Raw genomic sequence first — 12,007 nt, 5'->3', positions numbered from 1 at the left:
ATAATTTTCTTAAATGCAAAAAAGTTATCTCTTACGAGATAACTTTTTATATATAGAAAAATTATTATTTTCTTAATCCTAACTTAGCTATTAACGCTCTGTATCCTTCTAAGTCTCTGTCTTTTAAGTAAGCTAATAAGTTTCTTCTTCTACCAACCATCTTTAAAAGACCTCTTCTTGAGTGGTGATCTTTTTTGTGGATTTTTAAGTGGTCGTTTAATTCGTTTATTCTAGCTGTTAATAAAGCTATTTGTACTTCTGGAGAACCAGTATCTCCTTCACTTCTTCCGAATTCTTTTATTATTTCTAATTTGTTCATTTGAATACCTCCATAATATTTAAAAATCGCCTATTACTAAGCACGAATTGGAGTAATTCTATGCCGAGTAATGGTTTACTCCAACTATTTTACCATACATTCACTAATATTGCAAACATAGTTTTCTCTTACATAGTTGGTATCTTTTTTCAATTGTTGTTTTAGTTCTTCTAAGGATGAAAACTTACGCTCATCTCTAATTCTTTCTAAAAACTCAACTTTTATAATCTTGCCATATATATCTTCATTAAAATCTAATATATTAGTTTCTATTGATAGCTTATCCCCATTTACAGTAGGATTAAAGCCTATATTTGTTGCGCCATAGTAAGTATTACCATCAATATATACTTTTGTTGCATATATACCATTTTTAGGTATTATCATATTTTTATCGCCTTGAATATTAGCTGTTGGAAAACCTATAGTTCTTCCAAGTTTTTTAGCGTGTATAACTTCTCCTTTTATTTCATAGTTATGTCCTAAATATTTTTTTACTTTAGATACTTGTCCATCTTTTATAAGATTTCTTATATAAGTACTGCTAACTCTTATATTATCTATTTTTATAGGATTTACTATCTCTAGTTCAAAGTTATACTCACTACATAGTTCTTTTAATAAATTTACATTTCCTTCTTTATTTTTTGCAAATGTAAAATCATATCCAACTATTATTTTCTTAACGCCTAACTTATCTATTAAGATGTCTTTTACAAACTCTCTTGGAGATATTTTAGTCATATATTCATCAAAAGGTATACTTATTATTAAATCTATACCCATATCTTTTATTCTTTGTTCTTTTTCTTTATTACTTATAATATTTTTTATTGAGTTTTTTATAAAATAATTTGCTGGATGGTTGTCAAAGGTAAATACTACACTTTTTATATTGTTTTTAAATCCATATTCTACTGCCTTTTTTACTAAGACTTGATGACCTTTATGAAGACCATCAAAGTTACCAATTGTAACTACACTTTTATTTATGTTTTGTATTTTATCTATAGATTTTATAATATCCATAATGAGTCCCCACTGAATTATAGTATTTTTTTAGTTTTATACTATAAATAGTTTATCACTCTTTACACTTATTTCGCTACCTTTTTTAATTAATTTACCACTACCTAAAAATTCACCTTCACAGTAAACTCTTACAATTTCATCATTTTCATTGAAATCTTTTTGTGTAAATCTTCTTTCATCTATTATTCCACCATTTACATAATACTTTCTTGCATTAGGGTGTATAGATAGACTGTTAAAGTTTGATAATACGTAGTCTATGTCATATAAATGTTCTTCTAAAGTGTTATTTTCCTTGTATTCTTGTAATTGTTCTAAAGTTATAGCATTTTCTAGATTAAATTTACCTGAAGATGTTCTAAGTAAGAAAGACATATGACCTCCACAACCTAGAACTTGTCCTATATCATAACATATACTTCTGACATAAGTTCCCTTTGAACACATTACATAAAACATTATCTTATTATCATTTATGCTAAGTATTTCTAATTTTTTAATATGCACTGGTCTAGTCTTTAGCTTTATTTCATCTGCTCTTCCGCTTCTAACTAAATCGCACATTCTTTTTCCATTTACCTTAAGTGCAGAATACATTGGAGGTAACTGATCTATATGTCCTCTTTGAGTTTCAAAAGCTTTTTCTATTTCTTCTTTAGAGTAGCTAAAGTTATCAACTCTATCTATTATCTCTCCTGAAGAATCGTAAGTGTCTGTTGTTATACCAAGAGTTAATTCACAAATATAGCTCTTATCTTTATTTAGTATAAGTTCACTTACTTTGGTTGCTTTTCCTATACATATAGGTAATACCCCTGCCGCATCTGGGTCAAGGGTACCTGTATGTCCAACTTTCTTTATATTTAAGGTTCTTCTTACTACACTAACAACATCATGAGATGTCATTCCTGTAGGTTTTATTATGTTTACTATTTTGTTCATGTCTTTATCACCTTAGATTGTTTTTAATACAGCTTCTAATACCTGTTTTTTTGCATTTTCAACACTATCATATATAGTGCATCCTGCTGCTCTTACGTGCCCTCCACCATTAAAGCTTTGCGCTATAAGGCTTACATCTACATAATTTTTAGATCTTAAGCTTACTTTTACTTCATTTTCTTTTTTCTCTTTAAGAAGTATTCCAACTTCTACTCCTTCTATATCTCTAGTATAAGATGTTATTCCGTCTACATCATTGAAGCTTATTATGTTATTTTTTAACATTTCTTTTGTTATACATATACTAGCGACTTTTTCATTAACTATATCTAAAGTATTTAAAGCTTCTCCTAATAACTTATAATAGTTGTATGGATTACTTTGAAACACTTTTTGGATTATCATATCTCTTTTAGCACCTTTTATAAGTAGTTCTTTTGCCATTTCAAAACTACTTGGATGAGTGTTTGAATATGAGAAGTTTCCAGTATCTGTTGCAAGGCCTGTATATAAGGCTGTTGCTATTTTTTCATCTATTAAGTCTATGTTTTGAGTTTCACTATATCTTACTAATAAATTGTATACTAACTCACAAGTAGATGATGCATTTATATCTATGTAATTAAAATCTCCATAATTATCATTACTTGCATGATGATCTATACATATAACTTTATTAGCATTATTTATTATTTCTTCTTCTAAACATATTCTTTTTTTATCTCCGCAATCAAGAGCTATTAATGAATAGTTGCTTTCATTAAATTCATTAGATTTAAGTATCTTTATATCTTCAACTAAAAATTCTAAATTTCTAGGTGCATTATCATCTAAAACATAGTAAACGTTTTTACCTAGCTTTTTTAAGCTATAATACATTCCTAGAGTTGAACCTATATTATCACCATCAGGACTAATGTGAGAAGTGACAACAAAATTGTCACTTCCATTTATATAATCTATTATATTGTCTAGATTACTCTTCATCAAACATTTCCTCGTCTATTTCATTTGCAGTTTTTCCTTCATTGACTTTCTTTATTAATGTATCCATATACATTCCATTTTTTATAGAATCGTCAACTTTGAATATTATTTGAGGAGTATGTCTTAATTTAACATTTCTACTTACTTCTCTTCTAATGTAGTTTACTGCACTTCTTAGTCCTGTTAATGTAGATTCTTCATCTCCACCTAGTATACTTATATATACGTATGCATAACTTAAGTCACTTGTAACTTCAACATCAGTTACACTTACCATAGAGTTTATTCTAGGATCTTTTATTCCACTTATAAGCATTGTACTTATAACTTTTTTTATTTCTTCTGCTATTCTTTTTGTTCTGCTATATGATGCCATAAATATCGACCTCTTTTACTTCTATTTTAGAATAGCACATTAGAAATTATATTTGCAGTAAATATAATTTCTTTAATGTGCTTTGATTTTATCTATTAATTTATTAGCCATAATTATTTACAACATATTACATAGTTTTAAACCTTAAAAGTTTTTGTAATATATTATTATATGACTTAAAATATCTTTTTGTTATTATTGTCTATTTATCTAAAACTTATTATAAACTTTTTCTTTCTACTTCTTTAGTTATATAAGCTTCTATTATATCTCCGATTTTTACATCGTTGTAGTTAACAAAGCTTAATCCACATTCGTATCCGTGGTTAACTTCTTTAACATCATCTTTGAATCTCTTAAGAGCTGCTAATTGTCCATCATGGATTACTATACCATCTCTTACTATTCTTACCTTAGAACCTCTAAATATCTTACCACTTGTTACATAACATCCAGCTATTGTTCCAACACCTGATAATTTGAATGTTTCTCTAACTTCAGCTTTACCAGTATCTTCATCTTTAAGTTCTGGATCAAGCATTCCAAGCATTGCAGCTTGAACATCTTCTATAGCTTTGTATATTATTGTGTAACATCTTATATCAACAGATTCTTTTTTAGCTATAGTTTCAGCAGTAGCTCCAGGTCTTACGTTAAATCCTATTATTATAGCATTAGATGCAGCAGCAAGCATAACATCTGACTCAGTTACAGCACCAACACCACCATGTATAACTCTAACTGCTACTTCTTCAGTAGATAATTTTTCAAGTGATTGCTTAACAGCTTGAACTGAACCTTGAACATCAGCTTTAACAACTATGTTTAATTCTTTTACATCAGCATCATTCATGTGACTGAAGAAATCATCAAGAGACATTCTTTGGTTAGATTTTAACATTTCTTCTCTAGCCATTTGAGCTCTCTTTTCAGCTACACTTCTTGCTATCTTTTCAGTAGCTACAGCAACAAATTGATCTCCACCTTGTGGAACTTCTGATAAACCTAATATTTCTACAGCAGTAGATGGTCCAGCAGTTTTAACTCTTTTTCCTTTAGAGTTTATCATTGCTCTTACTTTACCACTTGCAGTACCACATACTATTGGGTCTCCAACTTTAAGTGTTCCACCTTGAACAAGTACAGTAGCAACTGGTCCTCTTCCCTTATCAAGCTCTGCTTCTACAACAGTACCAACAGCTCTTTTATCAGGGTTAGCTTTGAATTCTTCAACTTCTGCAACTAATAATATCATTTCAAGTAAAGTATCTATTCCTTCACCTTTAAGTGCTGAAACTGGAACTGCTATAACATCTCCACCCCAGTCTTCAACTAATAATCCTTGATCAGCTAATTCTTGCTTAACTCTATCAGGGTTAGCTGCTGGTTTATCTATTTTGTTTATAGCTACTATTAATGGTACTTCAGCAGCTTTAGCATGGTTTATAGCTTCAACAGTTTGAGGCATTATACCGTCATCTGCTGCAACAACTAATATTGCTATATCAGTTACTTGTGCTCCTCTAGCTCTCATTGCTGTGAAGGCTTCATGTCCTGGAGTATCTAAAAATACTATCTTTTGTCCATTTACCATTACTTCAGAAGCACCTATATGTTGAGTTATTCCACCTGCTTCTCTTGAAGTTACGTTTGTTGATCTTATTGCATCAAGTAAAGATGTTTTACCGTGGTCAACGTGTCCCATAACTGTAACAACTGGAGGTCTAGGCTTTAAGTCTTCTTCTTTATCTTCTTCTATTTCCATTAAAGCATCTATCGCTTCAACTTCTTCTTCATCTGCTCCTCCAACTACTAATTCAAATCCGTAGTCCTTAGCAACAAGTGAAGCTATTTCGAAGTTTAATTCTTGGTTTATTGTAGCCATAGTTCCCATTTTCATAAGCTTCATTATTATTTCTGAAGCTGACTTATCAAGGGCATTAGCTAATTCTTGAACAGTTAATTTTCCTTCTATTTTTAATATATTTCCTTTAGCCGCTGCTATTTCTTCTTTTAATATGTCTATAACTAACTCTAATTCATCTTCTGCTATTTCAGAATTTTCGTTTTCTACATCTATATCTAATTCTTTTAACTTTTGTATCATTTCTTCATTTGATACTTTCAATTCTTCTGCGATTTGGTATACTCTTGTTGACACAAGACCACCCCCTATTATATTTTTTGTGTTTCCATCAACTCACTGATTTTATCAGCAAAGTTTTTGTCCTTTATACCTATGACTGCTCTAGGAGCTTTTCCTATAGCTAGCCCTAGCTGTAACTTTGTTGAGAAGTATACATACGGTATACTTCTATATGATGATTTATCTTTATATAATTTTTTAGTATTATCAGATGCGTCATCTGCTAATATAACTAGATTTACCTTCCCTTTTTTAAGGTCAGCTAAAGTAGATTCTCCAGACACTATCTTCCCTGCTCTTGTGGCAAGGCCTAAAAATGAATATATTTTTGCTTCACTAGTCTTCATAACTTTCTAGCTCCTTAAGTAGATTGTCATATACATCAGATGGAACTTCCATTTTGAATGCTCTATTTAAAGCTTTACTTTTTATAGCTTTTTTTAGACATTCTACATCCTTACATATATATGCACCTCTACCGTTTGCCTTTCCTGTTGGGTCTAAAAATATTTGACCTTCCTTAGTCTTAACTATTCTTATTAGCCCTTTTTTTGCATCTCTTTCTTGACATGCTATACATTTTCTTTGAGGAACCTTTTTTTGTTTTTGCAAAGAGTACCCCTCCTTTATTACTCAGCGTCTATGTTAGTTTCTTGAGGCTCTAACCCTGCTTGAGATTCACTTTTTATATCTATTTTCCAGTTAGTAAGCTTAGCTGCAAGTCTAGCATTTTGTCCTTCTTTACCTATTGCAAGTGATAATTGGTAATCAGGTACTACTACTAAAGCAGATTTTTCTTCTTCATTTATATCAACCTTAACAACTTTTGATGGGCTAAGTGCTGCACATATAAATTCAGCTGGATCATCACTGTATTTTATTATATCTATCTTTTCGTCACCTAATTCATCAACTATGTTTTTAACTCTTGAACCTTTTGGTCCTACACAAGCTCCGATTGGATCTATCTTTTCATCTATTGACTTAACTGCCATCTTAGTTCTAGAACCAGCTTCTCTTGATATAGATTTAACTTGAACTATACCTTCAAATATTTCTGGAACTTCAAATTCAAATAATCTCTTAACTAATCCTGGATGACTTCTTGATACTACTATTTGAGGTCCTTTATTAGTTTTCTTTACCTCTAATATGTATACCTTTATTTTTTGACCAGCTCTGTATGTTTCACCAGGTATTTGATCTTGTGGAGTCATTATTGCTTCTATTCTTCCAAGATTAACATGAACTATGTTTTTGTTTACTCTAGCTACTTCTCCTGTAACTATTTCATTTTCTTTATCCATAAATTCATTGTATACTATTTCTCTTTCTGCTTCTCTTATTCTTTGAACAACTACTTGCTTAGCAGTTTGAGCAGCTATTCTTCCAAAGTCCATAGGAGTTACTTCATTTTCTATTATATCTCCTAATTCGTAGTTTGGACTTATTTCTCTAGCGTCTGCTAATTCTATTTCTAAGAATGTATCGTATAAATCTGATTCATCAACTACTACTCTTTGAGAGAATACTTTAACGTCTCCTCTTTCTCTATCAAACTCAACTCTTACGTTTTGAGCAGAACCAAAGTTTTTCTTGTATGCTGTTAAAAGAGCTTGTTCTATAGTGTCTATAAGTATTTCTTTATCTATTCCTCTGTCTTTTTCTAACTCATCTAATGCTTCTATAAATTCGTGGTTCATTTTATTTTTACCCTAAGCTATCTTATTAAAACTTTATTGCAAGTCTTACAAGAGCTACTTCCTTTCTATTAAATTCAACTTCTTCATCATTTATTATAACTTTTATAGTATTTTCATCTGTTAATCCAACTAATGTACCTTCAAATTGCTTTGAGCCATTTAGTGGTTTGTATAATTTTATCTCAACGTCTCTTCCAGCGTATCTTACAAAGTCTTTATCTTTTTTAAGCGGTCTATCAAGTCCTGGTGAAGATACTTCTAAGAAGTAGTTATCTTTTATAGGATCTTTAACGTCTAAAACTTCGCTTAATTGTCTACTTACAGCTTCACAATCATTTAATGATATTCCGCCTTCTTTATCTAGGTATACTCTTAAGTAATACTCGCCAGCTTCTTTTACATATTCTACATCTACTATTTCAAAATTAAGTGGTTCAGTTATTTCTGATACTAATTCTTCTATAGTAGCTTCTATACTCTTTTTCATATTTTTCCCTCCTATTCAGTTGTCAGTTTATTTAAAACAAAAGAGTGAGAACTTCTGGTCTCACTCTTAGTGTTTGCAAAATGTATTATTTTATATACTATAATAACATATATAAGGTTTAATTGCAAATTTTTTGAAATTACTATGTTTCTAAGCCATTTTATTTATATTTAGCCTTTGATATTATATGAGTCATTGTTCCCATTGGACAATAAACACACCAAGAACGAGGCTTATATAAAAGCATTGTAATTACACCTAGTAATGTAGATGTAATCATCATACTATAAAATCCAAAAGCAAATTGTGCTACCCAGGGGCTTACCATACTTACATTAGCTACTTTCCATGGCATTTTGAATGTCCAAAGTATTGTTATAACTTCTTTTAGGCTATTAGTTTGGTTAAATACTAAGTATGTCATAAACAACATATTTATAAACATTGTCATAAAAAATATTAAAAATCCATATCTAAACCACTTACTTTTTAGAAACTTAGGAATATCATTGTATTTTGATAGTTTCATTTTATTTCCCATTAAATTTAATAGTTGACCTCTCCCACAGTAAGTATTGCAGTATGCTTTGCCTTTTCCTAATATTGCCATAACTAAAGGTATTGTAAAGCATTGTAATCCTAGCCATGCAAATAATATATTAAATAACCCTAGGAATAAATATAGAGCACTTAATATCCACATATACTCTTTCCAAGTTTTCTTTTTCATTATATACATTCCTCCATGCTTTTTATTTCTATAACAGATGCAGGACATGCTTTATTATTATAACTTTTGAGTATGTAAATAATATATATAAATATAGTATATCTATTATTATTTAGTGTACTTAAAATAAGAATAGATAATAGTAGTAAAATAACAGAAGTTAAGTAATAATAGATAGTAATAATTAGACATAGTTAAAATAAGTATGAATAAATGAACAGATAAAAATATACAAGATATAAGTAATAAAATTAGACATAGTTGAAATAAAAAATATAGGAGTAATATTAGACAAAGTAGATTTATATAAATGGATAGATATATAAATAATGCATAAAAAAGTTGACATGAAAAAGAACCAAAGCTACGCTTATGTTAGCAATGATTCTTTTTTTTATAGACCTTCTATTTTAGTTTGACCTTGAATTTGCACATCAGGATTAGGGTTTAATTCCCAAATGATATTCCTTCCTTCTTTACGTTTGATTCTTATTATATTCATCGACTCTAATTCTTTGCATGCTCTATTAATCGTTTGTTTACGTGCTTTTTCACATCTTGCTGGAAGTAGTTCTTCTGCCATTTTAGATTGAGTGGCCTCTTTAACAGCATCTAAATATAGTATTATTTTATAATTATAAGTTGTTAACCCATCGGTTTTTGAAAGTTTTTCAGATACATTAGGTTTCACATTCATTCCTCTTTTCTTATCTTTTGTTAATCAACATATTTGTTTATCATTTTCACCTATATCTATTTATCGCATTAATACACATATTTGCGTATAAATATCAACAAATATGTGTATTAATTTATTTTATAATTTAGGTTATTTAGGTAAGGTTACTACCTTTGATTTAGAGATGCTTTTATTTGAGTTTGAATTAACTGTACCTTTTCTTAATTCTATAATTTTACGTTCCATCTCCATATTTTGTTCATTCATTCTATTGATAGTATTATCTCTATTTTTGATTTGCTCTAATAAAAATTCATTTTCATTTCTTAAAATCTCAGTATCGATATCTCTATTAATCATAAGTTCTAATTTTTCATTAAGTTTATTTATTTTCTCCTTTAATTCATCTATTCGGTGATAAGGGTTAAGTTCATCGATTTGGAGTGTTCTAAAGTTTATATAAGCCTTTAATTCCTTATTATTGTATAATGTCTGTCTACTTATTTTAGTATCATCTGAAACAGAGCTAAGTGTAACTTTATTTTCTTTAAGTTCGTGTAATAATTCGATATACTTTGATTCTCGGTTTGTAATAGCCGTTTCTATGTTTAAAAGATGATTTTGGGTCTTAGGTTTAAGATTATCATAATCTATTCCCAACTCAGTACAAATTGATTTTAGTTGTTCTTCAATGTTAACGGCTCCTGGTTTATCCATTTATCCATCTCCTTCTTGATTTCATCTAGTTTATCTATAATAGGTATAAGATTTTCATGTTTTTCTTTTACCCAATCCACACCTTTTTTAGCAATTGTGTCTTCAAGTTGTTCTATTTCTGGTTTTAAAGACTTATTGATTGCAGATTGTAACTTATTTAACTCCTTATTTGCCTGTCTAAGATAGCCTTCGGCTTTATTGTACTCTATAATCCCTATTAGATTTTTACACTCATTATAAGTGATGTCAGCCATTATATATAGGTGAAAATGGTTAGGGCAAATTCCATATGCACAGTAGATTGCATCTGATTGCCCATCTACAGTACATTCTCTGCCTGAGGCAGATTTAATACACATCCCACCAGTTTTTTGTCTAATAGGTATCTTACCTTTTAAAATAGAAATAATCTTATCTAAGTCTTCAACCACATTAAATTTACCATTCTCAATAAATTGATTTATTTTAAACATAAGGTCATCACTACCAGAACCGAGAGGTTTTGTTTCTTCTCCTATCATAACTTCTAGCATTTTGTCAGCAAACTCACTATCCTGTTTAGATGAGTCTTTGCCTCTTACATAGTAATCGGTCATTTCTTCAGTTAGATGGTTCATATACTTTTGTATAAATGCTAAAGGTACACTTTTATGGTAAAGGAAAGTACAAAGATGAACTCTAAATTGGTGACTTGTAGGGTATGAGATTACATCATCATCAGAGTAACTACTATATATTTCTTTAGAAATACGATATTTTTCTTTAAATTCCCCGATACTTATAGTATTTAATTCTGGATAATCATCATTTGTATTAACCGCTCCTATATCATATCCAACTTTAATAATTAGACTTAACATATTTCTACCAAAAGTACTAGTACATACAGGTACATTCCTTGTATATGGAGGGCAGAAAAGATAATCTGTTTTAAATTTTTTACGATTGTTTTTGAATACTTCTTCTAAAACAGTGTAAGCCTCATATCCTAATTGGTTTATAACTGTAAAACCTGATTCATACACATCTTTTTTTACTATTGTATATTCTAAAAAATAAGAGGCATTATCTAAATGTGAAATATGAGTTTTAGATAATGCATTCACTTTTAAAGACATCATCTGACTTATTCTCAGTCCAGTTTGACTCATTAAGATTATGAGAGCGGCGTAGCCTCTTGTTTTGCTATCTAAATTTTCATCTCTCATTAAACCTATAAGCGTCCTAAGAAGTTTGTCAAAGTATTCATCAGGTATATTGTTAAACTTATTTTCCTCTACGCAATCTATGGTTAAACTTAATAATTTACTTGATGTTTTATCTAATTGTTTTAATATACTAGACATATCAGTATTAGTCATATTAAAGTTATAAAATGATATAAATTTTCGTATATTTCTTACATGTGCCTGAATACTATTGTATCCATTATCTTTATCAAATTTTAAATATTTAATATATTCTGATATCATTCCTAAATCTATAGCATCTAAGGATACGATGTATTTACTATCTAAATATCTTAAAAATTGTCTTACACATTTAAATCCAGTGTGTATAGTGTTTATTTTATTATTTTTCTTCTTTTGTGTTATCATCCAATAGACATAAAACTTCAATTCATCTTTAAAGTTATTTGAAATATCAGCGAATTTAAAGGTATCTGTTTGTTTTGCTTCAATATCATTTTTTGTTAAAGGAGATAAATCCCAATCATCATCTGAAAAGGTTACATCTAATTTTTTTAAAGGGATTTTATTTAAAACCTTGATATCTCTACAAATTCTTAAAAATTCACTAACATTATCAATTTCCTTTGGTATGAATTTTTCATCTGTGTATTCTACAAAATTAACTAATTGATTGGCTGTAACTTTCACAAATATCAC

The 12,007-nt window shown here is 29.3% G+C and carries 14 protein-coding genes; all 14 read right to left on the bottom strand.

Translation table 11 applies throughout. The annotated features are described in order from the left end of the window. Positions 1 to 64 precede the first annotated feature (64 nt). Positions 65 to 319 (bottom strand): 30S ribosomal protein S15, encoded by a 255-nt coding sequence (rpsO, locus tag I1959_RS05610; RefSeq protein ID WP_092924772.1) that lies wholly within the window; start codon positions 317 to 319, stop codon positions 65 to 67. Positions 320 to 403: 84 nt separating this feature from the next. Continuing rightward, entirely contained in the window at positions 404 to 1,348 is a 945-nt protein-coding gene (locus I1959_RS05605) for a bifunctional riboflavin kinase/FAD synthetase (RefSeq protein WP_195237374.1), read from the bottom strand. 36 nt (positions 1,349 to 1,384) lie between these two features. Then, entirely contained in the window at positions 1,385 to 2,293 is a 909-nt protein-coding gene (truB, locus tag I1959_RS05600) for a tRNA pseudouridine(55) synthase TruB (protein ID WP_195237373.1), read from the bottom strand. A gap of 12 nt (positions 2,294 to 2,305) precedes the next feature. Next, positions 2,306 to 3,280, bottom strand: a complete 975-nt coding sequence (locus I1959_RS05595) for a DHH family phosphoesterase (RefSeq protein ID WP_195237371.1) — start codon at positions 3,278 to 3,280, stop codon at positions 2,306 to 2,308. Next, the gene (gene rbfA, locus I1959_RS05590; RefSeq protein WP_092924764.1) at positions 3,270 to 3,656 is read right to left on the bottom strand and encodes a 30S ribosome-binding factor RbfA; all 387 of its coding nucleotides are present in this window, start codon (positions 3,654 to 3,656) and stop codon (positions 3,270 to 3,272) included. Before rbfA ends, I1959_RS05595 begins: the two co-directional genes overlap by 11 nt. Positions 3,657 to 3,876: 220 nt before the next feature. Then, positions 3,877 to 5,817, bottom strand: a complete 1,941-nt coding sequence (infB, locus tag I1959_RS05585) for a translation initiation factor IF-2 (RefSeq protein WP_195237369.1) — start codon at positions 5,815 to 5,817, stop codon at positions 3,877 to 3,879. Positions 5,818 to 5,831: 14 nt separating this feature from the next. Beyond that, positions 5,832 to 6,149, bottom strand: coding sequence for a L7Ae/L30e/S12e/Gadd45 family ribosomal protein (locus I1959_RS05580; protein ID WP_166505775.1), 318 nt, complete (start codon positions 6,147 to 6,149; stop codon positions 5,832 to 5,834). Further along, entirely contained in the window at positions 6,139 to 6,414 is a 276-nt protein-coding gene (gene rnpM / locus I1959_RS05575; protein WP_092924758.1) for an RNase P modulator RnpM, read from the bottom strand. Before rnpM ends, I1959_RS05580 begins: the two co-directional genes overlap by 11 nt. A gap of 17 nt (positions 6,415 to 6,431) precedes the next feature. After that, complete coding sequence (nusA, locus tag I1959_RS05570; protein WP_195237368.1) at positions 6,432 to 7,505, bottom strand: transcription termination factor NusA; 1,074 nt, start codon at positions 7,503 to 7,505, stop codon at positions 6,432 to 6,434. A gap of 25 nt (positions 7,506 to 7,530) precedes the next feature. Then, positions 7,531 to 7,992 carry a ribosome maturation factor RimP gene (gene rimP, locus I1959_RS05565; protein ID WP_195237366.1) on the bottom strand — a complete coding sequence of 154 codons (462 nt, stop codon included), beginning with the start codon at positions 7,990 to 7,992 and terminating at the stop codon, positions 7,531 to 7,533. 160 nt (positions 7,993 to 8,152) lie between these two features. Next, on the bottom strand, positions 8,153 to 8,722 hold the full coding sequence (locus tag I1959_RS05560) for a 4Fe-4S binding protein (protein ID WP_195237364.1): 570 nt from the start codon (positions 8,720 to 8,722) through the stop codon (positions 8,153 to 8,155). Positions 8,723 to 9,116: 394 nt separating this feature from the next. After that, on the bottom strand, positions 9,117 to 9,413 hold the full coding sequence (locus tag I1959_RS05555; RefSeq protein ID WP_195237362.1) for a hypothetical protein: 297 nt from the start codon (positions 9,411 to 9,413) through the stop codon (positions 9,117 to 9,119). 138 nt (positions 9,414 to 9,551) lie between these two features. Continuing rightward, positions 9,552 to 10,118 (bottom strand): hypothetical protein, encoded by a 567-nt coding sequence (locus I1959_RS05550; RefSeq protein WP_195237361.1) that lies wholly within the window; start codon positions 10,116 to 10,118, stop codon positions 9,552 to 9,554. Further along, on the bottom strand, positions 10,079 to 11,998 hold the full coding sequence (locus I1959_RS15765) for a tyrosine-type recombinase/integrase (protein WP_195237359.1): 1,920 nt from the start codon (positions 11,996 to 11,998) through the stop codon (positions 10,079 to 10,081). Before I1959_RS15765 ends, I1959_RS05550 begins: the two co-directional genes overlap by 40 nt. Positions 11,999 to 12,007: the final 9 nt, after the last annotated feature.

Source organism: Romboutsia sp. 1001285H_161024_C4 (assembly GCF_015550185.1).
Classification (GTDB): domain Bacteria; phylum Bacillota; class Clostridia; order Peptostreptococcales; family Peptostreptococcaceae; genus Romboutsia_C; species Romboutsia_C hominis.
Note: the sequence above shows the minus strand (reverse complement) of the source record. Positions and strands in the feature narration are given on the sequence as shown.

Bases quoted from the DNA above. Each gene is read 5' to 3' on its own strand.
- rpsO (WP_092924772.1), bottom strand. From the start codon at position 319: ATGAACAAATTAGAAATAATAAAAGAATTCGGAAGAAGTGAAGGAGAT.
- I1959_RS05605 (WP_195237374.1), bottom strand. From the start codon at position 1,348: ATGGATATTATAAAATCTATAGATAAAATACAAAACATAAATAAAAGT.
- truB (WP_195237373.1), bottom strand. From the start codon at position 2,293: ATGAACAAAATAGTAAACATAATAAAACCTACAGGAATGACATCTCAT.
- I1959_RS05595 (WP_195237371.1), bottom strand. From the start codon at position 3,280: ATGAAGAGTAATCTAGACAATATAATAGATTATATAAATGGAAGTGAC.
- rbfA (WP_092924764.1), bottom strand. From the start codon at position 3,656: ATGGCATCATATAGCAGAACAAAAAGAATAGCAGAAGAAATAAAAAAA.
- I1959_RS05580 (WP_166505775.1), bottom strand. From the start codon at position 6,149: ATGAAGACTAGTGAAGCAAAAATATATTCATTTTTAGGCCTTGCCACA.
- nusA (WP_195237368.1), bottom strand. From the start codon at position 7,505: ATGAACCACGAATTTATAGAAGCATTAGATGAGTTAGAAAAAGACAGA.
- rimP (WP_195237366.1), bottom strand. From the start codon at position 7,992: ATGAAAAAGAGTATAGAAGCTACTATAGAAGAATTAGTATCAGAAATA.
- I1959_RS05560 (WP_195237364.1), bottom strand. From the start codon at position 8,722: ATGAAAAAGAAAACTTGGAAAGAGTATATGTGGATATTAAGTGCTCTA.
- I1959_RS05550 (WP_195237361.1), bottom strand. From the start codon at position 10,118: ATGGATAAACCAGGAGCCGTTAACATTGAAGAACAACTAAAATCAATT.